Source organism: Mycobacterium pseudokansasii, assembly GCF_900566075.1.
GTDB lineage: Bacteria > Actinomycetota > Actinomycetes > Mycobacteriales > Mycobacteriaceae > Mycobacterium > Mycobacterium pseudokansasii.
On sequence record NZ_UPHU01000001.1, the window covers coordinates 650,729 to 672,716 of the forward strand.

The 21,988-nt window shown below is 69.2% G+C and carries 18 protein-coding genes and 1 pseudogene; 8 read left to right on the forward strand and 11 right to left on the reverse strand.

Features of this window, described 5'->3' with window-relative positions:
• Positions 1 to 7: 7 nt before the first annotated feature.
• Positions 8 to 3,862: a SpoIIE family protein phosphatase gene (locus tag EET10_RS02985; protein WP_122501888.1), complete on the forward strand. Its 3,855-nt coding sequence runs from the start codon at positions 8 to 10 to the stop codon at positions 3,860 to 3,862.
• Positions 3,863 to 3,900: 38 nt separating this feature from the next.
• Here EET10_RS02985 and EET10_RS02990 read toward each other — a convergent pair whose 3' ends face one another.
• Positions 3,901 to 4,176, reverse strand: a complete 276-nt coding sequence (locus EET10_RS02990) for a hypothetical protein (RefSeq protein ID WP_099188630.1) — start codon at positions 4,174 to 4,176, stop codon at positions 3,901 to 3,903.
• Positions 4,177 to 4,239: 63 nt separating this feature from the next.
• Between EET10_RS02990 and EET10_RS30460 the strand changes: the two genes are divergently transcribed.
• Positions 4,240 to 4,515 carry an Rv1535 domain-containing protein gene (locus EET10_RS30460; protein WP_244601825.1) on the forward strand — a complete coding sequence of 92 codons (276 nt, stop codon included), beginning with the start codon at positions 4,240 to 4,242 and terminating at the stop codon, positions 4,513 to 4,515.
• Here EET10_RS30460 and EET10_RS31900 read toward each other — a convergent pair.
• From EET10_RS31900 to EET10_RS03015, 5 genes and pseudogenes are all read right to left on the reverse strand, one after another.
• Positions 4,478 to 8,092, reverse strand: a pseudogene (locus EET10_RS31900) (HAD-IC family P-type ATPase); the annotation flags it as partial. The gene EET10_RS30460 and the pseudogene EET10_RS31900 sit on opposite strands and share 38 nt — an antisense overlap.
• Positions 8,093 to 8,825: 733 nt before the next feature.
• A complete protein-coding gene (locus tag EET10_RS03000; RefSeq protein ID WP_036398818.1) occupies positions 8,826 to 9,272 on the reverse strand; it encodes a hypothetical protein in 447 nt (148 codons plus the stop codon).
• Positions 9,273 to 9,399: 127 nt separating this feature from the next.
• Entirely contained in the window at positions 9,400 to 10,215 is an 816-nt protein-coding gene (locus EET10_RS03005; RefSeq protein ID WP_174719724.1) for an exodeoxyribonuclease III, read from the reverse strand.
• Positions 10,216 to 10,232: 17 nt separating this feature from the next.
• Positions 10,233 to 11,123 (reverse strand): N-acetylglutamate synthase, CG3035 family, encoded by an 891-nt coding sequence (locus tag EET10_RS03010; RefSeq protein WP_036398815.1) that lies wholly within the window; start codon positions 11,121 to 11,123, stop codon positions 10,233 to 10,235.
• Positions 11,123 to 11,716 carry a peptide deformylase gene (locus EET10_RS03015; RefSeq protein ID WP_036398813.1) on the reverse strand — a complete coding sequence of 198 codons (594 nt, stop codon included), beginning with the start codon at positions 11,714 to 11,716 and terminating at the stop codon, positions 11,123 to 11,125. Before EET10_RS03015 ends, EET10_RS03010 begins: the two co-directional genes overlap by 1 nt.
• Before the next feature lie 372 nt (positions 11,717 to 12,088).
• On the opposite strand from EET10_RS03015, the gene napA reads away from it, so the two are divergent.
• The 5 genes from napA (at position 12,089) to EET10_RS03040 (ending at position 15,601) form a co-directional block, all read left to right on the forward strand.
• Positions 12,089 to 12,397, forward strand: coding sequence for a nucleoid-associated protein NapA (gene napA, locus EET10_RS03020; protein WP_023370272.1), 309 nt, complete (start codon positions 12,089 to 12,091; stop codon positions 12,395 to 12,397).
• Between the two features lie 63 nt (positions 12,398 to 12,460).
• Positions 12,461 to 12,934, forward strand: coding sequence for a LytR C-terminal domain-containing protein (locus EET10_RS03025; protein ID WP_036398811.1), 474 nt, complete (start codon positions 12,461 to 12,463; stop codon positions 12,932 to 12,934).
• A gap of 114 nt (positions 12,935 to 13,048) precedes the next feature.
• Positions 13,049 to 13,765 carry a superoxide dismutase[Cu-Zn] gene (gene sodC, locus EET10_RS03030; RefSeq protein ID WP_036398809.1) on the forward strand — a complete coding sequence of 239 codons (717 nt, stop codon included), beginning with the start codon at positions 13,049 to 13,051 and terminating at the stop codon, positions 13,763 to 13,765.
• Entirely contained in the window at positions 13,746 to 14,909 is a 1,164-nt protein-coding gene (locus EET10_RS03035; protein ID WP_423793595.1) for a glutamate--cysteine ligase, read from the forward strand. Before sodC ends, EET10_RS03035 begins: the two co-directional genes overlap by 20 nt.
• 44 nt (positions 14,910 to 14,953) lie before the next feature.
• A complete protein-coding gene (locus EET10_RS03040) occupies positions 14,954 to 15,601 on the forward strand; it encodes an LON peptidase substrate-binding domain-containing protein (protein ID WP_036398807.1) in 648 nt (215 codons plus the stop codon).
• A 36-nt stretch (positions 15,602 to 15,637) separates the two neighbouring features.
• Here the strand turns inward: EET10_RS03040 and EET10_RS03045 are convergent, their stop codons facing one another.
• From EET10_RS03045 to EET10_RS03055, 3 genes are read right to left on the reverse strand one after another with little or no spacing between them, the layout of a single operon-like run.
• Positions 15,638 to 17,842, reverse strand: a complete 2,205-nt coding sequence (locus tag EET10_RS03045) for an AAA family ATPase (RefSeq protein WP_099187979.1) — start codon at positions 17,840 to 17,842, stop codon at positions 15,638 to 15,640.
• Complete coding sequence (gene pssA, locus EET10_RS03050; RefSeq protein ID WP_036398805.1) at positions 17,839 to 18,699, reverse strand: CDP-diacylglycerol--serine O-phosphatidyltransferase; 861 nt, start codon at positions 18,697 to 18,699, stop codon at positions 17,839 to 17,841. The genes EET10_RS03045 and pssA overlap by 4 nt, the downstream gene beginning before the upstream one ends.
• The gene (locus EET10_RS03055) at positions 18,696 to 19,454 is read right to left on the reverse strand and encodes a phosphatidylserine decarboxylase (protein ID WP_081260480.1); all 759 of its coding nucleotides are present in this window, start codon (positions 19,452 to 19,454) and stop codon (positions 18,696 to 18,698) included. Before EET10_RS03055 ends, pssA begins: the two co-directional genes overlap by 4 nt.
• 92 nt (positions 19,455 to 19,546) lie before the next feature.
• Here EET10_RS03055 and EET10_RS03060 point away from each other — a divergent pair, with 92 nt between their 5' ends.
• A complete protein-coding gene (locus EET10_RS03060) occupies positions 19,547 to 19,774 on the forward strand; it encodes a hypothetical protein (RefSeq protein ID WP_036398803.1) in 228 nt (75 codons plus the stop codon).
• 2 nt (positions 19,775 to 19,776) lie between these two features.
• On the opposite strand, the gene moeA is transcribed toward EET10_RS03060, so the two are convergent.
• Both moeA and EET10_RS03070 read right to left on the reverse strand, forming a co-directional pair.
• Positions 19,777 to 20,982 carry a molybdopterin molybdotransferase MoeA gene (moeA, locus tag EET10_RS03065; protein WP_063466938.1) on the reverse strand — a complete coding sequence of 402 codons (1,206 nt, stop codon included), beginning with the start codon at positions 20,980 to 20,982 and terminating at the stop codon, positions 19,777 to 19,779.
• 17 nt (positions 20,983 to 20,999) lie between these two features.
• Entirely contained in the window at positions 21,000 to 21,962 is a 963-nt protein-coding gene (locus EET10_RS03070) for an SDR family NAD(P)-dependent oxidoreductase (RefSeq protein WP_063466939.1), read from the reverse strand.
• Positions 21,963 to 21,988: the final 26 nt, after the last annotated feature.

Genomic DNA, 21,988 nt, shown 5'->3' on the forward strand with positions numbered 1-21,988 from the left:
AGGCGCGATGAGCGAGCCGGCCCCGCCCAGCACATCCGGTAGGCGACAGCTACCCGATGACCTGGCGGCCGCGGTCCCGTTGGGTGGTGAGATGGGCCGGCGTTTCGCCGAATTCGACTGGGCAGTTCATCCGCTCGGCCCCCCCGCCGACTGGTCACCCGAGATTCGTGCGGCGGTGGCGGTGGCTTTGACGTCGCGGTTTCCCATCGTCTTGTGGTTGGGCCCGACAGAGCTGTTCCTGATGTACAACGACGCGTATGCGCACATCCTGGGTGACAAGCATCCGGCGGCTCTGGGCGCTGCCGGCCGGCAGGTGTGGCCGGAAATTTGGACAGCGATCGGGCCGATGCTGGCCGGAGTCGTGACGACCGGCAAGGCCACCTGGTCGGATGACTTGATGTTGCCGCTGGTGACGGCGGGCATGCCGCAGGAGCGGTACTTCACGTTCACCTACAGCCCGATCATCGGCGGCCGCGGCGCCGTCACCGCCGTCTTCTGTGCCGTCATCGAAACCACCCAGCGGGTGCTGAGCGAGCGCCGCCTGCACCTGCTCAATGCCGTGGCATCGGCGACCATGGAGACCCGCACTATCGACGACGCGGTGAGCGCAGCCGTCACCGCCTGTGCCGGCCAGCCCGAGGATCTGCCGTTCATCGCGGTCTACGTGCGCGACGGGCCCGACACCGATAGGGACGGGGCCCCGCTGCGCGGTGCCACGCCGTCGATGCAGCCGGTGCTGCCCGCCGACCTGGCGTTGCTGACAGGGTGGGATCCCGCAGTGCGATCGCGGGAGACGGCGCTCGTCATCGGCCACCTTGACGAGCTGATGCCTGGCATCGACACAGTTTTCACCCAGGACTGCCCGAGGCAGGCGCTGGTGCTGCCGCTCGGCGAGAACTCGGCCCCCGGGGCGCTGGTAGTCGGGACGAATCCGCGCCGTCCGCTGGACCCGCTGTATCACAGCTTCTGCCAGCTGCTCGCCGACCAGCTGTCCGCGGCGTTCGCAGCGGCGCGCTCCTATGAGCAGCAACGGCGGCGAGCCGATGCGCTGGCCGAACTGGATAGGGCGAAGACAGCCTTTTTGACCAACGTCAGCCACGAGTTCCGCACGCCCCTGACGCTGCTGCTCGGGCCGCTCGACGACGCGCAGTCCGACGCGGGGTCCGGCACACTCCTGGCCGAACGGCTGGGCACTGCGCGACGTAACGCGCAGCGTCTGCAGCGGATGGTGGACTCGCTGCTGGACTTCTCCCGCATCGAAGCCGGCCGGGCGAACGCGAAGCTGGCATGCACCGACGTGGGGGCGTTGACCTCGGATATCGCTTCCTCGTTCAGCGAGCTGTGTGCGCGCGCAGGTCTCGATCTGGTGCTGGACTGTCATCCAGTGTTAGCCGATGTCGATCCGGACATGTGGGAGACGATCGTGTTGAACCTGCTGTCCAACGCCGTCAAGTACACGTTGACCGGATCGATCACGGTCGAGGTGCGCAGCGAAGGCGCGCACTGCCGCGCTGCCGTGCGCGACACCGGAGTCGGGATTGCCGGACACGACCTGGGCCGCCTGTTCGAGCGCTTCTACCGGGCGGCAAACGTCAGCGGGCGCAGCGCGGAGGGCACCGGCATCGGACTGTCCCTGGTGCGCGGGCTGGTCGAGCTGCAGCGCGGCACGGTGCAGATCGACAGTGAACCGGGTCGCGGTACCACCGTGACCATTCGGCTTCCGTCGTCGGTGGGCGACACCGCGGTCGACCCGCCGTACACCCGAACGAAGGGCGGGAACAATCCGTACGTGGAGGAGGCCAGCCAGTGGGTGGGGTCGTCGGCGCCGCGCACGCAGATCACCCGTGACCAGGGCGGCGAGCTGGTGTTGATCGTCGACGACAACGCCGACATGCGGGCCTATCTGGACCGGGTGTTGTCGCCGCACTGGCAGACCGTGCTGGTCGCCGACGGCGAGGCGGCGCTGAATGCGACTCGCCGGCTGCACCCGGATGTGATCGTGACCGACGTCATGATGCCGTCCCTGGACGGATTCGAATTCGTCGCGGCAATTCGTGATGATCCGGTCCTGGCGGCCACGCCGGTGATCATGCTGTCCGCCCGGGCCGGCGCCGAAGCCGTCAGCGAAGGCCTTGCCGGCGGCGCCGACGACTACCTGCCCAAGCCGTTCCGGTCCCAGGAACTCGTCGAACGGGTGAAGTCGCGGCTGGCCGCCGTCGACCGCGAGCGCAGGCGGCGGGGACTGGCGGTGGATCTGGCCGAGCTTGACGCCGCGCTGCAGGCCACCGACTCGGTGGCCGGAATACTGGCCGCGATGCTCGACTCCCGGTTCGGTTCGGACGCGGCCGCGGTCGGAATCGGGGTTGTCGACGGCGATTACGCCCGCTTCGAATACGCCGGCGGGCTTCCCGCCGAAGTGCGCGACCGGTATCACGTGGTCTCGCTGAACAGCCCCCTGGTCGGACCCGACGTCATCCGCCGCGGAACACCCATGGTCGTCAGCGACACCCTGGCGCTGCCGCCGCGCTATCAACACGCCGTGCAGGACACCGCTGCCAGTGTGCGCGCCTGTGTCGCCCACCCGCTGCGCGGTCGCACCGGCCGTGTCGTCGGAGTGCTGATCCTGCTCTGGCCCACGCCGCGCCAGTTCGACGCCGCCGAACTCGACATGTTTACCCGGATCGCCGAATTCACCCAATCCGCACTGGACCGGGTGCTGCTCAGAGCCCAGGAACACCGGATTGCCGTCTCGTTCCAGGAGCACCTTCTCGACCTGAATCGCGGGTCGACGGCCGCGGTGGTGGCCGCGGTGTACCAACCGGCGGGTGAAGCGATGCGGGTTGGCGGCGACTGGTATTCGGTGACGCCGTTGGACGACAACGGCACGATCGGGATCTCGGTGGGTGACGTCGTCGGGCATGGTCTGCCCGCCGCGATCGTGATGAGCCGACTGCGCGCGGCGGTGGCTGCCTCCGCGCTCACGTCGGCCGAGCCGTCCGATGTGCTGGCGGCGCTGGACAAGTATGCGGCTACCATCGCCGGTGCCCGCGGCGCCACCGTTGCCTACGCCGTCATCGACGCCCGACCGGATGCCGGGTGCGGAGCCATGCGGTATCTGTGTGCCGGGCATCCCTATCCGCTGCTGGTCTCCGCGGACGGTCGCCCGGTCTATCTCCGGTCGGGCCGGCGGCCCCCGGTGGCCACGTACGGAGAAGACTCCGCCGAGGCCACCGGCCATGCTGAGCTACCTGTGGGAAGTTTGATCCTGCTCTATACCGACGGATTGATCGAACGGGCCGGGGAGACGCTCGACCAGGGATTCGCCCGTCTGCACACCGCGGCCGCAGCATGCGCCGGGCTGCCCGTCGACGCGGTCTGCACCGAACTGCTGCACCGCATGTGCCCCCCGGACGGCTACCGCGACGACGTCGTGGTGCTGGCGCTTCGGCCCAGCCATGTCGGGACGCGCAGTTTCGCCACCGTGTTGCGCGCTGTGCCGGCGGAAATCCCGGGCGCTCGGCAGCGCCTGCGGGACTGGTTGGCAACCCTCGACATCGCACCCGCCGGTAGCGACAAGATCCTGCTGGCCACGGGAGAAGCGGTGACCAACGCAATCGAACACGGCAGCGGCTGCGATGCCCGCAAAACCGTCTCCATCGAGGCTTTCCTGCACCGGGACCGGGTCGTGGTCACCGTCAGCGACTCCGGCCGGTGGGCAGGTGATTCCTCGGCCAGCCTGCGCAGCCAGCGGCGCGGACGCGGGCTCACCCTGATGGGCGGGCTCGCTGACCGGGTCGACACCGTCCGTACTGCCGGCGGAACCCGGGTTGCGCTGCAGTTCGACGGCGCGGCAGGGCACTGACGGGGAACTGACCAGACCTGACCAGACCTGGTTAGGAGTTAGGCCTCTTCCATCGCCTCGCCGAGTTCTTCCAGGAGCCGGTTGTGGTGGTTGTTCGCCAGGACGTGTCCGGTCGCGATCACCAAAGCGACCGGCCAGTCGATGAGTTCGAGGGCGGCCAGCGCGGCCAGACCGCCGTAGTAGGCCAGTTGTTCGGGCCGCGGCACTTCGAGTTGTCCTACCAACGGAAGATTAACCACGAAGGTCTCGCCCTCTCTGATCTTCTTCACGGCTTCACGCTGCGATGTTCCGCGACGAGCCTTCTTTTCTACCATCATTTGCCTTTCAGTAACGAAGGGTTTGCCGCCGAGCAGTGTCGTAGGGTCACCGTCGGGAGTATGTCGACGACCGACGCCCTGGCCGATCCGCTGGTTTCGTCGATAGCCGCGGTGCTGAGCGTGCCGTTGCGGGAGCTTTACGCGCTGCTGTGGCGTGTCGGGGTCGTGGAGATCGTGGAGCGGAAGCCGGCAGCGGGCCCGATGGATCCGGTTCCGCATCCGTACTGTCCAGAATGCGGTTCAGAACGGCCATCGCGGCGGTCGCGGCGGCGGCCGACCCCAGGCCCTGCGCCCACCCGACCGGGCCGAGCGGGGTGCAGCCGAGCAGCTGGCTGACGAGGGGAATGCTGATCAGGGTTCCCATCGCGGCCAGTGAGCCCAGCGCGGTGAGCACCACCAGCCAGTCATGGGAGTCCAGCAGGGTTTGGCCCAGCTGGGCCGCGACCAGTGCGACCAGTCCCACGGTCGATGCGCGCCGCGGCAGGCCGGTGAACCTCGCCATCGTCCACGCCGCAGTGGCCGCGGCAGCGGTGGTCGCCCCGCGGACGCCTACCGCCTGCCACAGCACACGCTGGTCCGGGCCGCGGGCGTCCGGGCTCGTCGGGTCGCGGGGCTTGCTGACCGCCAGCGCCGCGGCGGGCAACGCGTCGGTCAGCATGTTCACCAGCAGCAGCTGTCGGGTGTTCAACGGCGAGGTTCCGCTGATGGCGCTGCCGATGATCGCGAATGCCACCTCGCCGGCGTTGCCGCCCAGCAGCACCGACACCGCCGCCTGGACCCGCTGCCACAGTTGACGACCCTCCAGGATGGCGGGCAGCAGCGATTCGATGCGGCCGTCGATCAGCACCATGTCGGCGGCGACCCGGGCGGGGTCACTACCGTGCGAGACGACACCGATCCCCACGGTGGCGGCCCGGATCGCGGCGGCGTCGTTGGAGCCGTCGCCGACCATCGCGCAGACCCGCCCGCTGCGTTCCAGCGTCTGCACGATCTGCACCTTGTTCTCCGGGGTCATCCGGGCGAAGATAGTCCGCTCGGCCACCGCCTGTTCCTGGTCCTTGCGCGACAACGCATCCCACTGCGCACCGCTGATGATCTGGTCGGTGGTCACCGACATACCCAGTTCTTGCGCGATCGCGGCGGCGGTGATCGGGTGATCGCCGGTGATCAGCCGCACGTCGAGCCCGTGCTCGTGCAGGTCCGCGAGCAGTTGGGCGGCCGGGCCGCGGGGCGTGTCCGACAGCCCGAGGAAGCCCACCAGGGACAGGCCGTCGCGACAGAACTGGGCGATGTCGTCGGGGTCGTCCAGCACCGAGCGAGCCTGCTGCGGGTCGAGCTCACGACGCGCGACCGCGATCACCCGCAACCCGTCGGCGGCCAGTGCGGCGACCGTCCGGTCCATGTCGGGGCCATCGGCGCCGCAGGCCGCCAAGACCACCTCGGGCGCACCTTTGACCGTCAGCTCGGTGCCCGACACCGAGGCCGAAAACGCCCGGCCGGACCGGAACGGAAGGTGAGCGTCGGGTGGGTCCCCGTTGCCGGCCACACCGGACGGCGCCGCCGCCACGATCGCGACATCGGTGGCATGCAGCTGCGGGCCGCCGTTGGTGGCGGGAGCGGCGTGCACGGCGCAGCGCAGCACCTCGTCAGCGCTGTACCCCGGCGCCGGGCGCACCTTGGCCACGCGCAGGCGGTTCTCGCTCAGTGTCCCGGTCTTGTCGAAGCACACCATGTCGACCCGGCCGAGCGCCTCCACCGACCGCGGGATGCGGACCAACGCGCCGAACTGCGTCAGCCGTCGCGCCGAGGCTTGTTGTGCCAGCGTCGCCACCAGCGGCATGCCTTCCGGGACGGCGGCGACGGTGACCGCGATGCCGCTGGCCACCGCCTGCCGTAGGCCCTGGCGGCGCAGCAGCCCCAGCCCGGTGACCACCGCGCCGCCGGTCATGCTGACCGGCCAGGCCCGGTTGGTGAGCTGGCTCAGCTGGTATTGCAGACCGACGTTGGACAGGTCGCTGGAAACGAGTTCGGCCGCGCGCCGTTCCTGGGTGTCGGCGCCGACGGCGGTCACCACCGCGACCGCGGTACCCGCGACGACGGTGGTGCCCGCGTACAACATGCAACGGCGCTCGGCCAGGTCCGCACCCGGGGTGGCGTCGACCTGTTTGGTCACCGACAGCGATTCGCCGGTGAGCGCGGATTCGTCGACCTCGACGTCGACCTCCTCGATCACCCGGGCGTCGGCGGGGACCACCTCGTGGGTTCGCACCTCGATGACATCGCCGGGCTGCAATTGCTCGGCGATGACGTCGCGGTACACCCGCTGTCCGCCCGCGCCGGTCACCACCTTCCGGGCCGGCGGAACCTGCAGCGCCAGTAGGCGATTCAGTCGGCTTTCGGCGCGCAACCGCTGAGTCGCAGCGAGTACCGAGTTGCCGGTCAGCACCGAGCCGACCATCACCGCGTCGACGGGCGACCCCAGCACCGCGCTGGCGGTGGCGCCCAGCGCCAGCATGGGGGTCAGCGGATCGGACAATTCCGCGCGCACCGCACCGAGAAACTGCCCGATCGCCTGCGCGGGCCCCACGGTCATCCGGGCACCGCGCTGTGCCGTGTGAATGCCACCGGCGATGGCGCGGGTGGCCAGTGTCGAGTGCTCCGGTGCCGGCTGCGCCGGGTCATCCGGTGACGGCAGGAGTTTACGGACCTGCTCGGCAGACATTGCGTGCCACTCGTGGAAGGCCGCCGGGCGCGGCGGCTGCGCACCGACGATCTTGCGCGCCAACAGATATCCCGACAGCATCCCCGCCGCCGCTCCGGTGGTCACTGGTCCGGGACCCAGCCCGCGGACCCCGGGCAGCATCAGCAAAGCGCCCAAAGCCGATGCGCCACCAGAGATTTCGATGCCACGCCGGCGTGCTTCCCGGGCCGCGGGAATGGCGTGCATCATGCGCCAGGCGGCGGCAAGGTCGGGTAGCAACAGGTCGGCATGCCACGTCGGGCCGGCCACGTCGCGCGGCAATACCCCCAGCGCCACATCTGCCGACGAAATGGCTTGCCCACCAATTGCGGACAACACCGCTACGGTCCGGCCGGCCTCGTGCAGATCGGCCACCGCGCCGGCCAGGGCATCGTCGATCGAGCCGTTGGGCGCGCCTTTTCGCAGCGGCCGGATATCGTCGAATGCCGGCCGCAGCTCGCCCAACGAGCCGTCGTCGACCGCGACCAGTTCCGCTCCGGTGCGATGTGCCTCGGCCACCACGGCCGCGGCGAATGGGTCGTGGGCCGGCAGAAAAAGCGCTCTGACACCGGAGTCCGTTGTGCCAGAAGTCATTCCGGGAACCGGGTGCCAGCCGGGACGAAGACCGTTTTTTTCCAGGAGGAGCTGCGCGCGGTTCCAGGCCGCCGACAGCTCGTCCTGCTCGGCGCCGACGATGCGGGCCACCCTCAGTTTTTCGGTGCACAGTACCCGAGGGTCGACGACGATCGCGTCGACCTTGCTCAGGCGGCGCAGGCCCTCGGGGCGCAACGGCAACACCCGATGGTGATCGGCCAGCCCCTGCCCGAGCGCGGCGGCAAACGCCTCGGGGGCGGTTCGGCTGGCCTTCGGCGTGGCCACCAGCGTGGCGGTGGCGGCCATGTCCAGGTTGCGGGTGCTGGCGCCGACCAGACCGGCGCTGATCGCCTGGATGAGCGCAAAACGCCCGGTAGCGCGCTCGACGGTAGGCGCGGACCGGCGGACTGGTTCCCTCGGGGCTTGGTCCGCATACCGCGCCAACAGTGGTTCGTGGTAGTGCCAGGCCCGCGCGGCGGCACGGGATTCGGCGGCTTTGAGCGTCTGCATCGCCAGGCCCACCGACAGCGACGCCGGCGCCTGCGTGAGCGTCTCTGCCGCGGCGACGGCCAGGGTCATGACGGTGTCGGTCGCCGCGGCGCCGATGCGTTCTTCGAGCAGGCCGCGCAATCGCGGCTGATAGTCCAGCGCCACCACGCCCGCGAGCACGCTGATCGGCAATCGGGGCCAGCGCAGGGCCCGGCCACTGACCGCCAGGCCCAGCCCGGCGGCGTTGGCGGCCAGGGTCACCGCTCGGGTAGCCAGCACCACGCCATCGCCCGGCAGGCTGCGGGCAGGCGTGCGGACATACGCGTCGTGCGTTGAGCAGTAACGCTTTTCGGCATCAGCGACGACCCGGCACAGCTCCCGCAGCGTTGTCGCCGGCTCGTCGATGCCGACGACGACACGGGATAACGGGTAGTTCAGGCTGGCCGACGCCACGCCGGGGTGGGCCCGTATCGACTCGAGCACGAGGCGGCCGAGTTCGCCGTCGTCGCCGAGGCCCCGCACCTCGATCCAGGCGCGGTCGTCACCGCGCCAGCAGTGCCGGCTCAGTGTCTCGCGGGACAGCTCGCCGGAAACCGCATTGGCTCCGTCGCGCAGCGGCGCGGTGCCGGCCTCCAAACACGCCTCGAAACACACCTTGGTGACCGAACCCGCCCTCTTGCCCAGCGTTTCGGCGACGTCCGCGGCGACCGTGACCGATGCGACAGTAAGCGCGGTGGTCGCTTGAATGCCAGTCGCGAGGGCGCGCAGCGGCAGAGACCGTGTTATGGACTTGGCAATGCTCAACGGGTGCTCAACACCGCCGTCAGTTGGTGCTGCGCAGCTCGGTGCTACCTGCCCGACGCCCGGCCGTCTTCTTGGCTGGTGCCTTGCCGGTTGTCTTTTGCGGTGGGGCCTTTTCCGGCTCGGACTCGCTGGGTACCGAGGTGAGTTTCGCCTTCACCGGCGGCCCGGAGTCCCCGGGTTTCTTGTTCATCCGGCGCAACAACAACGCGCCGCCCCCGACAGCCAACAGGATCGGCCACTCGACAATTCCGGTGACGCCGAGCGCGCCGATGGCCAACGCGGCCGCCGGTGTCGACTTGGTGCCGGTGCTGAGTCCGCGCTGCATGCCTTCCGCGGCTCCCTTTACGCCGCCGACAACGCCGTTGACCGCCGCGCCGCCGACGGCGCCGGCGGCCGCCGTGGTCACCGTGGCGGCCTGACTCACCGTTCGACCAACGCTGCGGACCGCTCCGCCGACGACTCCCATGATGACTCCCTGGCTTGTAATCGTTTATCTACTCTGGGCCGCACACTTCACAGCACGCATGTCTACTAAAAGCCTGCCACGTTACCAACGCCAGGACAACGAAGAGTGACCGGAGAGTGTCTGTCGGTTATGCAGTCGAGTCGTCGCGTACATCGACGAAGACCGGCGCGTGGTCACTGGGCGCCTTACCCTTGCGCTCCTCGCGGACGATCTGCGCGTCGACGACACGGCGCGCCAGCGCGGGCGAGCCGAGGATGAAGTCGATACGCATTCCCTGCCGCTTCGGAAACCGCAGCTGGGTGTAGTCCCAGTAGGTGTAGACCCCCGGTCCGGGGGTGAAAGGCCTTACCAGATCGGCGAATTGGGCGTCGACAATGGCATTGAACGCGTTGCGCTCCGGCTGGGAGACGTGCGTGGCTCCGGTATAGAACTCGGTGCTCCAGACGTCGTCATCGGTCGGAGCGATATTCCAGTCGCCGGTCAGCGCAATGGCGGCGGCGGGATCGTCGCGTAACCATCCTTCGGCCGTATTCTTCAGCGCCGCAAGCCAATCCAACTTGTAGGTGTAGTGCGGATCGTTCAGGGCGCGACCGTTGGGCACGTACAGACTCCACACCCGCACGCCGCCGCAGGTGGCACCCAGGGCGCGAGCCTCCGCCGTGGCCGCCACCTCCGGTTTACGGCTCCAGGTGGGTTGGCCGTCGAAGCCGATCTGGACATCGTCGATACCGACCCGGGATGCGATTGCCACACCGTTCCATTGATCGAAGCCGACATGTGCCACCTCATAGCCGAGTTCGAACAGCGGCAGCGCGGGGAACTGGCCGTCGGCGCACTTGGTCTCCTGCATGGCCAATACGTCGACGTCGGCGCGGGCAAGCCAGTCGAGGACACGGTCCAGGCGGGTGCGAATCGAATTCACGTTCCAGGTGGCCAGCCGCAGGGTGCCCTCGGGCATGGCTAGAGGCTATCGGGTGGCCGCAGGTAGCGGCGGCGATGGTGCGGCCGGAAACCCAGTAGCTGGGCCGGGCCGGCGTCCGGCACGCTCAGGTATGCGCGGGTCGCGCCGCGGCGAGCGCCCCAGGCCAGCAGTGCTTCATACAGTGGGGCGGCGCGGGACTGCTCGCCGTCGCGGGGTGCCGACAGCCCCACCCACCGCGTGCCGTCCGGTGCGTCGGTGACGGCCGCGCGTGCGGCGGCCACCCCGGGGCAGCTGCCGAAAGCGAGTTCACCGTCGACGACTGCGATAAGGACGTCAACGGGTATCCGGCGGTCGTCGAGCCGCAGCCAGCTTTCGTCGGGACGGGCGGACACGGTGATCGAGCGGTCGGTTCGGCGGGTGGCTACTTCTTCCACGTCGTCGACGTCGCGCACCAGGAGGCGTTCGGTGTGTTCGGGCACCCATCCGGTCGGCTGGGGCAGCAGCCGGTCGGGGATGGCCAGCCGAGGCGTGAGGCCGCGGGCCCGGTACCAGTCGGCGATCGCGGGCACGGTGCCGGCCCGGGCCGAGATGTCCAGCGGCACTGCCGAATCGGCGGGAGCGGCTCCGTGACCGGCTCGCAGCAGCCAGCCGTCCAGCCAGGCATGTTCCACACCGGGCCAGGCCTTGGCCGCCGCGTGCTCGATGGCCCGGATCTCCGCGGTGCGTACCGGCGCATCGGTCAGTACCCGCACCGCCACGACGTCGGCGGGTGCGATCTCGACGGTCGCGCCGGTCTTCGTCCGCACCCGCACCGTCGGGTCAACTGTCAGCAGTTGGCCGACCGCGTCGGTCAGCGGCGGGACCGACCCGGTGGGCCGACGGTAGCGAACCGTCACCCGCGTCCCGGCGTCCGGCCACGAGACCGCCATCAGTGACCGAATGGGTCGGGGCCCTCGCCCGGCAGCCACGACAGGCCGGGCACGCCCCAGCCGTGTGACTTGACCGCGCGTTTCGCGCTGCGGGCATACCGGCCGATCAGGCAGTCCAGGTACAGGAAGCCATCCAGGTGTCCCGTTTCGTGCTGCAGCATCCGCGCGAACAGGCCCGTGCCCTCGATGTCGACCGGTGTGCCGTCGGCGCCGAGACCGGTGACCCGCGCCCACTTGGCCCGCCCGGTGGGAAACGACTCGCCGGGAACCGACAGGCAGCCCTCTTCGTCGTTATCCGGGTCGGGCATGGTTTCGGGGAGTTCGGAAGTCTCCAGCACCGGGTTGACGACCACCCCTCGGCGGCGCGCGGTCTTGCCGCGGTCCTCGGCGCAGTCGTAGACGAACACCCGCAGTCCGTAGCCGATCTGGTTGGCGGCCAGGCCGACGCCGTACGCGGCGTCCATGGTGTCGTACATGTCGGTGATCAGTTGCGGCAGATCGGCCGGCAGCGATCCGTCGGCGCCGACCGGTATCGGCTTGGTCGGAGTGTGCAAGACGGGATCGCCCACGATGCGGATAGGTACAACTGCCATGGTCGGCTAGCTTAGGCGGGCCGACCATCCGCGCCGCGCCGCGGCGGGTGGACAACGTGGGCGGTCGAGTTGGCCCGTCGAGTCGCCCAGCCCGGCCGCCTGTGCATTGGTGGCTTTGAGTGTGTACGGACGGTGCGCCTGACGCCTGTGGGCCGCCGTATTCGCACTCTCGAAGCCTCCAACGCACACTCATGTGGACGTGACGGCCTTGGGCGATCACCGCGCTGCGTGCAGTCAATCGGCCGACTCGCGGGTCAGGCTCACCGGGCAACAGTTCCCGGCGTGGTTCAATATTCGCCGGAACATGCGCCTTTGTAGGTCAAGTCATTCGAGCCAAGTGAGCATTCGCCGGAAGGGCCCAGGGGAACCAATATGGACGGCGCTATGGCGCGGGCAAATCGAGCGGGGGACGACTCTGACATTGCCGAAGGTCTGACCCGTCGCGAGCACGACATCCTGGCTTTCGAACGTCAATGGTGGAAGTTCGCCGGTGCCAAGGAAGAAGCGATCAAAGAGCTGTTCTCCATGTCGGCGACACGCTATTACCAAGTGCTCAATGCGCTGGTTGACCGGCCCGAGGCGCTGGCCGCCGACCCCATGCTGGTAAAACGGCTGCGGCGGCTGCGAGCCAGCCGTCAGAAGGCGCGGGCGGCGCGGCGCCTCGGCTTCGAGGTGACCTGACACCCGTCCACCTTTTGACGTGCCGTTACAGGTTTCGGGCCACTCCTGGCTACAGTGGGCTCGATGAACGAGCGCGTACCCGACTCTACGGGGCTTCCCCTGCGGGCCATGGTGATGGTGCTGCTGTTCTTGGGTGTCATCTTCCTGCTGCTGGGCTGGCAAGCCCTGGGTTCGTCCGGGAAATCCGACGACGACTCGTCGACGGTGGCCGGCATGACGACCACCAGCACCGCGCCCAGCTCGACCAGCGCCAAGCCCGCAGCGAACCAGGCCGAGGTGCGGGTGTACAACATCTCCGGCAAAGAGGGAGTCGCCGGGCGGACCGCGGACCAACTCAAGGCGGCCGGTTTCAAAGTGACCGAGGTCACCAACCTCGCCGTGTCGGATGTCTCCGCCACCACCGTTTACTACGGCGATGCCGAGGGCGAGCGCGCCACCGCGGACGCGGTGGGACAGAAACTGGGAGCGCCCGTCGAGCGGCGCATCGCCGAACTTGCCGACCAACCGCCCGGCGTCATCGTCCTCGTCACGGGTTGAGCCCGGCTTCCAAGCGGGTCGTTTCGACCCGCTTGGGCGCCAGGCTGGGTCTAATCGCCCGGCTTCCAAGCGGGTCGTTTCGACCCGCTTGGGCGCCAGGCTAGGCTCTCCGCTATGTCTATGCCCGCCGGTCACCGCCCCGTCGTAGCCGCCACCCTGTCCGCCCTGTCCGCGGCCGCTTGCGTCGCGCTGGCAAGTGCGTGCTCGTCACCGCAACACGCCTCGACAACACCGGGTACCACGCCGTCAGTCTGGACCGGATCACCCGCGCCGTCGGAGGGCCGGGGCCATCAGGAGGGAGTGCCCGGCGCACAGGGCTTGACCACCCAGCTGCGGGCACCCGACGGCACCGAGGTTGCGACCGCCAAGTTCGAGTTCGCCAACGGGTACGCGACCATCACGATCGTGACAACCGGCACCGGTCGCCTCGCACCCGGCTTCCACGGCGTGCACATCCACCAGGCGGGCAAATGCGAGCCCAATTCGGTCGCCCCGTCCGGCGGGGCTCCGGGCGACTTCCTGTCCGCCGGCGGGCACTTCCAGGTGCCCGGGCGTGCTAAGGCCGGACAATCCAATGGTGACTTGACGTCGCTGCAGGTGCGTGGTGACGGCAGCGGCACGCTGGTGACCACCACCGATGCCTTCACCATGGACGACCTGGTGAGCGGCGAAAAAACCGCGATCATCATTCACGCCGGAGCCGACAATTTCGCCAACATCCCGGCGGACCGTTACACCCAGGCCAACGGGACACCGGGACCCGATCAGACCACGATGACCACCGGTGACGCCGGCAAGCGGGTCGCGTGTGGTGTCATCGGTGCCGGCTAGCTCGCCGGTCAACAGGACGCCCAACAAAGGTGATGTCCGAATCGATTTCGCCCCGTCACCACGGCCGACCGTCGGTGTGGAATGGGAGTTCGCCCTCGTCGACGCGCAGACCCGGGATCTGAGCAACGAAGCCACCGCGGTCATCGCCGAGATCGGCGAAAACCCGCGCGTCCACAAGGAATTGCTGCGCAACACCGTCGAGGTGGTCAGCGGTATCTGTGACTGTGCCGCCGAGGCGATGCAGGATCTGCGTGACACCCTGGGCTCTGCGCGCCGGATCGTCCGGGACCGCGGCATGGAGTTGTTCTGCGCCGGTACCCACCCGTTCGCGCGGTGGTCGACCCAGAAGCTCACCGACGCGCCGCGCTACGCCGAATTGATCAAACGCACCCAATGGTGGGGCCGCCAGATGCTGATCTGGGGCGTGCACGTCCACGTCGGGATCTCGTCGGCCAACAAGGTGATGCCGATCATCTCGTCGCTGCTCAACTACTACCCGCACCTGTTGGCGCTGTCGGCATCCTCACCCTGGTGGGGCGGCGAAGACACCGGCTATGCCAGTAACCGGGCCATGATGTTTCAGCAGCTGCCCACCGCCGGGTTGCCGTTCCAGTTCCAAACCTGGGCCGAGTTCGAAGGCTTCGTCTACGACCAGAAGAAGACCGGCATCATCGACCATATAGACGAAATCCGTTGGGACATAAGACCTTCACCGCATCTGGGCACGATCGAGATACGGGTGTGCGACGGCATCTCCAACTTGCGTGAGCTCGGCGCGCTGGTCGCCTTCACCCATTGCCTGGTGGTCGACTTGGACCGCCGGCTCGACGCCGGGGAGACGCTGCCGACCATGCCTCCGTGGCATGTCCAGGAAAACAAGTGGCGTGCCGCTCGCTACGGCCTGGACGCGGTGATCATCTTGGACGCCGACAGTAACGAGCGGCTGGTCACCGAGGACCTCGACGATCTGCTGACCCGGCTGGAGCCGGTCGCCAAATCGCTGAACTGTGCCGACGAGCTGGCCGCGGTGGCCGAGATCCCCCGGGTGGGTGCTTCCTACCAGCGGCAGCGGCGGGTGGCCGAGGACCATGACGGTGACCTGCGCGCCGTCGTCGACGCACTGGTTGCGGAGCTCGACATCTAGGGTCGGGCTATCAACTCCCGCCTCGATGGCCTTAGGTTTAGCTGATGGCGTCTTTCGCACCGGTGGAGCTGCCCATGTTCCCGCTCGAGACGGCGCTACTGCCCGGCCAGGACCTGCCGTTACGCATCTTCGAGCCGCGCTACACCGCGTTGGTGCGGCACTGCACGGGCAGCGGCGATCCGTTCGGCGTCGTGCTGATCTCGCGCGGGCGTGAGGTCGGTGGTGGTGAAACACGTTGTGACGTAGGGACATTGGCCAGGATCGAGGAATGCGCCGATCTCGGCCTCGGCCGATTCCTGTTGCGTTGCCGCACCGCCGAACGCATTCGGGTGGCCGAGTGGCTGCCCGACGATCCCTATCCGCGGGCGATCGCGCACAGCTGGCCCGACGAGCCCGCAGAACCGGTGACCGAAGCGCAGCTGCTCGAACTCGAGGATCGGGTGATGGCGTTGTTCGACCGGATCGCGGCGGCCCGTGGTGCGCAGTTGCCGGGTCGAGACGAACTGCTGGGCTACGGCCGTGCCGACCCGGAAGCGGGGCAACGTCTGTATGCGTTGGCATCTCGGATTCCGATGGGCACCGCTGATCGCTACGCGGTGCTGTCGGCGCCGTCGGCGGCGGGCCGGCTGGCAGCGCTGGGCGAGGCCGTCGACGCGGTGGCCGCGATAGTGGAGTTCCAGCTGTCCGGATAACGCGCCGGTTATCGGTCGTGCAGCCGGCCCGCGTTGCTAACGGCCCTCGGTAAAGCTACGCAGCGCCGCTACCTGCAACGGATCCAGCGACGGCCGTACGATTTCCCGGGCGGCGGCCAGGTCGGCGGCGGTGACGTCGGCGGCATCGATGCAACGCCGCATCGCGGTCAGGGCAGCCTCCCGCAGCAGGGCCACGCAGTCGGCGGCGCTGTACCCGTCGAGCCCCGCGGCCACCTCGTCCAGGTCGACGTCGGCGGCCAGCGGGACCGACCTGCCGGCGGTACCCAGAATTTCGCGCCGCGCCGCCGCGTCCGGTGGTTCCACGAACACCAGGCGTTCCAGCCGCCCCGGGCGCAGCAGGGCCGGGTCGATCAGGTCGGGCCGGTTGGTGGCGCCCAGCACGACGACGTCGCGCAGCGGGTCGATGCCGTCGAGCTCGGTCAGCAGCGCCGCCACCACCCGGTCGCTCACTCCGGAATCGAAGCTTTGGCCGCGCCGGGGTGCGAGCGCGTCGACCTCGTCGAGAAACACCAGGGACGGCGCGGAGTCGCGGGCGCGCCGAAACAACTCGCGCACCGCCTTTTCCGACGAGCCGACCCACTTGTCCATCAGCTCGGAGCCTTTGACCGCGTGCACGCTCAGCTGCCCGGTACTGGCCAGCGCTCGCACTACAAAGGTCTTGCCGCAGCCGGGCGGGCCGTAGAGTAACACCCCGCGGGGCGGGTCGACGCCCAGCCGGGCGAAGGTGTCGGGGTGCTGCAATGGCCACAACACCGATTCGGTCAGCGCCTGCTTGGCCTCGGCCATATCGCCGACGTCGTCGAGTGTGATGCTGCCGACGGCGACCTCTTCGCCGGCCGAGCGGGACAGCGGCCGGATGACGGTCAGCGCGCCGACCAGGTCGTCCTGGTTCAGTTTCGGTGACTGGCCGTCCGCGCTGGCCCGCGAGGCGGCCCGCAGTGCCCCCTCGCGCAGCAGCGCGGCCAGGTCGGCAACGACGAAACCCGGTGTGCGGCTAGCAATTTCGTCGAGGTCAAGGTCACCGGTGGGGACGTGCCGCAGCAGCGCTTCCAGCAATGCCCTGCGGGTGCCGGCGTCGGGCAGCGGCAGACCGAGTTCCCGGTCCAGCAGCTCGGGCGCGCGCAGTCGCGCATCGATCTGGTCGGGCCGGGCGGTGGTGGCGATCACCGCCACGCCGTCGGTGGCCACCGCGGTGCGCAACTCGGCCAGGATCAGTGAGGCCACCGGCTCGGGGGTCGCCGGCAGTAGGGCGTCGACGTCGATGATCAGCAGCACGCCGCCGCCGTCACGCACCGCCGTCACTGCCTTCACGGCAGCGGCCACGGCCTTGAGCCGGTCTTCGGCGGCCAGCGCGCCGACCTCCGGTCCGTCCAGCTCCACCAGCCGGCGCCCGGCGCACACCGCGCGAACCAATGTCACCTTGCCGACGCCGGCCGGACCCGACACCAGCACCCCCAGGTTGGCACCCGCCCCCAGGGTCTTGAGCAGGTGGGGCTCGTCGAGGGCCAGCTTGAGCCATTCGGTGAGCTTGGCGGCCTGCGGCTGGGTGCCCTTGAGCTCTTCGACCTGGATCTCCGGGGTGGCGACGCTGGCCTTCTCCGCGGCCGTCGACGCCCGGTAGGGTACGCCGGCACCCCAGGTGACCAGGGAGTTCGGCTGCACGCTGACCGGTCCTTCGGGATCGACGCCGGTCACCGTCAACAGCTCCGAGGTCCAGCTGATCCCGACCGACGCTGCCAACGCGCGGGTGGCCGCCGACGTCGAGGTGCCGGGACCCAGGTCGCGGGGCAGCAGTGACACCGCGTCGCCGACGGTCAGCACCTTGCCGAGCAGGGCCTGGCGCAGGGTGAGCGGCGAGATCGACTGAGAGGCCAGCGTCGAGCCACTCAACGTCACCGTTCGCGCGCCGTAGACGGTGACCGCGCTGACGAGCACCGCGGTGCCTTCCCGTACTCCGGCGTTGGACAGCGTGACGTCGTCCAGCAGGATGGTGCCGACCGGAATGTGCAGGCCGGCCATGCCGGCCACCGCCGCGGTCGTCCGGGACCCGGTCAGCGATACCGCGTCCCACTCCCGGATGCCCAGGGCGGCAATGGCGCTCGGGTGCAGCCGCACCACACCCCGGCGCGAGTCGACGGCCGAGGTATTCAGCCGGGCGGTCAGCGTCAGCTGCGGGGCCCCGAGGGGGCGAGTCCCAACCGGGTCGCCGGAACGAGTCACAACCGCCCGCCCGGCTTACGCAGCCCCAGCCGCGCCATCGACCGCCGGTGCGGCTGGGCTCGGCGGATCGCGCGCCGGGCGGCACGTCGTTGCTTGGGTTTTTCGCCCCACACCTCGGGATGTTCGGCAAGCCAACGTTTGCTGCGTACCGCGAAGGGGATGTGGCACACGTAGGAGATGATGATGGCCCAGATCAGGATGTAGGGTGCCAGGACGGCGGCGGCCGCCACGATCGCCAGCACCGCCAACAGTGGGGCCGCCAGGTTCGGCGGCACCGCGACGGTGTGGATCTTCTTCATTGGGATGGCACTGACCATGAGCAGCGACGTGCCCGTGATCCAGAAGGCCAGAAAATACACCGACGTCCACCAGCCTTCGCCGAACTGCAGTTTGAGGCCGATCAGACCGATCATGGACACCGCGCCCGCCGGCGCGGGCATTCCGACGAAGAATTCCTTCGCGTAGGGGGGCAGGGTGCCGTCGTCCAGCTGAGCGTTATACCTGGCCAACCGCAACACCACACATACCGCATATAGCAGCACCACCATCCAGCCGACCGGCCATTTGGACAGCATCGTCACGTATACCACCAGCGCGGGCGTCACGCCGAAGTTGACGGCATCGGCCAGGGAGTCGATTTCGGCGCCCATCCGCGACTGGGCATCCAGGATGCGGGCCACTCGGCCGTCCAGGGCGTCGAGGATGGCGGCCACCGCGATCAGCGCCATCGCGGGTATCGGCTTGTGGTCGAGGGCGAACTTGATAGAAGTCAAGCCTGCGCAGATGGACAGCACGGTCATGGCGCTGGGCAACAGATGCAGGTTCACCCCTCGCCTGATCCGGGGCTTGGTCATCATGGCAGGTCGGCCAGTACAGTCTCGCCGGCGATCGCCCGCTGGCCCACTCTGACCACGGGTTCCGCGCCCGGCGGCAGGTAGGTGTCCAGCCGCGAGCCGAACCGGATCAGGCCGTAGGTGTCACCGATCGACAGCTTGTCCCCGACATGTGCGTCGCACACGATGCGGCGCGCCACCAACCCGGCGATCTGCACGGCGACCACCTCGGCGCCGCTAGGGGTGCCGATCCGCACACTGGTGCGCTCGTTGTCGTCGCTGGCCGAGGGCAGATCGGCGGACCCGAAACGGCCGGGCCGGTGTTGCACGGCGATCACCTCGCCGCTCACCGGTGACCGCTGCACGTGGGCGTCGAAAATCGACAAGAAGATGCTGACCCGGGGCAGGGGTGCGGCGCCCATGCTGAGTTCGGCGGGCGGCGCCGCGGAGTCGATCACGCAGATCACGCCGTCGGCGGGTGCGACGATGGCGTCGGGCCGGGTGGGTGGCACCCGGGAGGGGTGCCGGAAGAACCCGGCACATGCGCCCGCGGCCAGCAGACCCGTCCGGCGCAGCCAGCGAAGATTGCGTCCGGTGGCGGCCTGGCCCAGAATCCCGGCCGACGCCGCTGCCAGGCCGGCAGCGATGAACGGCCGCCCCGCCGGGTGGATCGGCGGAACGGTGGATCGCACCAACGCCAGCAGGTGCTGCGGGCTCAGCGTCGGTTCCGGGTAGGAGGGGCCCTCCTGAGCGGAAGGGCGGCGGGGGCGTCGTGCCACGCGGTCATCTTACGGAAGGCGGGCGTCCGGTGTGCCCGAGTCGATCCGGTGCCGATCCGGCCGATCTCCGCGACTGCCGGACTTTGGCTGCAGTGGCCCTCGGGGATGGAGTAATCGGGGGAGCCTCGGCCCAGTCCTGGGCGCTGGTCAGCGCCAATCCGGTGCTGAGCGTGCCGGGATTCGCGACGCTGGGTGCCGGTATGGCGCTGGTGCCGACGGCGCTGACGATCTCGGTTGCCTCGGTAGCGATCCACTACACCGGCGCGTTCGAAGCGGCCGGCCAATGCCACCGCGACGCGATCGTGTCACCGGCGGTCTGAGATCAGGACAGATCCCAGACCTGCACCTCGGTTCCGGCGAATACCTCGACGACGTCCTCCGGCAGGTCCAGCAGCGCGTTGGCCGAGGCCAGCCAGCGCAGATGGTGGGAGGCCGGCGGGCCGTAACTGGTGACCTGCCCGCTGTCGGCGTCCAGTACCGCCCGCCGGAACTGCCGTTTGCCGCGCGGCGAGGTCACCGACTCGGTGAGCATCGCGGCCCGCCGCGGCCGCAACGCATCGGGAAAACCCATGGCCATGCGCAGTGCCGGCCGGATGAACACCTCGAAGGACACCAGCGCGCTGACCGGGTTACCCGGGAGAGTCACGATCGGTGTGCCCGCCACCACGCCGACGCCCTGCGGCATTCCCGGCTGCATCGCCACCTTGACGAATTCCACGCCCTGGTCGCCGGCCCGGCCGAAGGCGTCTTTGACCACTTCGTACGCCCCGGCGCTGACGCCGCCGCTGGTGATGATCAGGTCGGCGTCACCCGCGCAGCGCTCGATGATCGCCGCCAACTGCGCGACGTCGTCGCCGGCGGTCTCGGTGGCCGCCACCACGGCGCCCGCGTCGCGCACCGCGGCGGCCAGCATGACGGCGTTGGACTCATAGATCTGCCCCGGCCGCAGCGGGCTACCCGGCGGCACCAGTTCGGATCCGGTGGAGATCACCAGCACCCGTTGGCGCGGAATCACGGTCAGTTCGGGCAGTCCCAGGGCCGCGGCCAAACCGAGCGCGGCCGGCGTCGCGTGTTGGCCGGCGTGCAGCACGGTGGTGCCGGCGGCGACGTCTTCGCCGGCACGCCGGATGTGCTTACCCGGCGTGGCCTGCTGTCGGATCGCCACCGTTTGCACGCCGCCGTCGGTGGCTTCGACCGGCACGACAGCCGTGGCGCCGGACGGCATCGGCGCGCCGGTCATGATGCGGTGCGCGGTGCCGCGTGCCAGCCGCAATTCGTCGGTGCGCCCGGCGGGGATGTCCTCGGCCACCGGCAGCATCACCGGATGCTCGTCCGTCGCACCCGCGGTGTCCTCGGCGCGAACCGCGTACCCGTCCATCGCCGAGTTGTCGAACACCGGTAGCGACAGCTGCGCGACCACGTCGCCGGCCAGGACCAGGCCCTGGGCTTCCCTCAACGCGAGTGTCACCGCCGGACGTGCCCGGATGATGTCGGTGACGACGCGCTGGTGTTCTGCTACTGATCGCACCCGGCCATTATGGTCCGCTAGACCGGGAAGTGGACGCCGGTCAGTTCCTCGGAGACCGCCCACAGCCTGCGTTGCAGATCCTCATCGTGTGACGCAGCGCTGGACTGCACCAGCTTAGGGTGGCCGCGTTGCTCGGCGAAACCGTCGGGACCGCAGTACTGCCCGCCCTCGACGGACGGGTCGGTGGCGGCCCGTAATGTCGGCAGCGCACCCATCTCCGCGCTCTGGAACAGCACCGGCCCGAAGATGTTGGACAGCGGTCGCACCATCCGCGGCAGGTGGCGCGCCAACTCGGTGTTGGAGCCGCCCGGGTGGGCGGCGACGGCGATGGTGGCGGCTTTGGGATCCGCCGCCAGGCGGCGCTGCAGCTCGTAGGTGAATAGCAGGTTGGCCAGTTTGGACTGGCCGTAGGCGGCGACGCGGTCGTAGCCGCGTTCCCACTGCAGGTCGTCGAAGTGGATCGCGGCGCGAATCCGGTGACCCAGACTGCTGACCGTCACCACCCGCGACCCTCGCACCGGCAGCAGACGGTCGAGCAGCAGGCCGGTCAGCGCGAAGTGACCGAGATGGTTGGTGCCGAACTGCAACTCGAACCCGTCCTCGGTGACCTGCCTGGGCGTCCACATCACCCCGGCGTTGTTGATCAGCAGGTCGACGCGGGGATACGCCGCACGCAGCGCGTCGGCGGCGGCGCGTACCGAACCCAGCGAGCTCAGGTCGAGCTGCTGCAGCGTGACGTCTACTTTCCGGGCATTTTGGCCCGCGGCGGCGACGATGCGCGCCAGGGCGGCGTTGCCCTTCTCGAGGTTGCGTACCGCCAGCACCACGTGCGCGCCGCGGAAGGCCAGCACCGCAGCGGTGTGGTAGCCCAGGCCGGTGTTGGCGCCGGTGACGACGGCCACCCGGCCGCTTTGATCCGGGATGTCGGCCCGCGTCCACCTTCGGTTAGCCGTGGCGTTTTTCGAGACGTCAGAGGCCATGGGGCACAAGATACTCAGTGGCGTCG

Bases quoted from the DNA above. Each gene is read 5' to 3' on its own strand.
- EET10_RS03070 (WP_063466939.1), bottom strand. From the start codon at position 21,962: ATGGCCTCTGACGTCTCGAAAAACGCCACGGCTAACCGAAGGTGGACG.
- EET10_RS03015 (WP_036398813.1), bottom strand. From the start codon at position 11,716: ATGGCAGTTGTACCTATCCGCATCGTGGGCGATCCCGTCTTGCACACT.
- napA (WP_023370272.1), top strand. From the start codon at position 12,089: ATGGACGGCGCTATGGCGCGGGCAAATCGAGCGGGGGACGACTCTGAC.
- EET10_RS03040 (WP_036398807.1), top strand. From the start codon at position 14,954: ATGGCGTCTTTCGCACCGGTGGAGCTGCCCATGTTCCCGCTCGAGACG.
- EET10_RS03000 (WP_036398818.1), bottom strand. From the start codon at position 9,272: ATGGGAGTCGTCGGCGGAGCGGTCCGCAGCGTTGGTCGAACGGTGAGT.
- EET10_RS02985 (WP_122501888.1), top strand. From the start codon at position 8: ATGAGCGAGCCGGCCCCGCCCAGCACATCCGGTAGGCGACAGCTACCC.
- sodC (WP_036398809.1), top strand. From the start codon at position 13,049: ATGTCTATGCCCGCCGGTCACCGCCCCGTCGTAGCCGCCACCCTGTCC.
- pssA (WP_036398805.1), bottom strand. From the start codon at position 18,699: ATGATGACCAAGCCCCGGATCAGGCGAGGGGTGAACCTGCATCTGTTG.
- EET10_RS03025 (WP_036398811.1), top strand. From the start codon at position 12,461: ATGAACGAGCGCGTACCCGACTCTACGGGGCTTCCCCTGCGGGCCATG.
- EET10_RS30460 (WP_244601825.1), top strand. From the start codon at position 4,240: ATGTCGACGACCGACGCCCTGGCCGATCCGCTGGTTTCGTCGATAGCC.
- EET10_RS02990 (WP_099188630.1), bottom strand. From the start codon at position 4,176: ATGGTAGAAAAGAAGGCTCGTCGCGGAACATCGCAGCGTGAAGCCGTG.
- EET10_RS03010 (WP_036398815.1), bottom strand. From the start codon at position 11,123: ATGGCGGTCTCGTGGCCGGACGCCGGGACGCGGGTGACGGTTCGCTAC.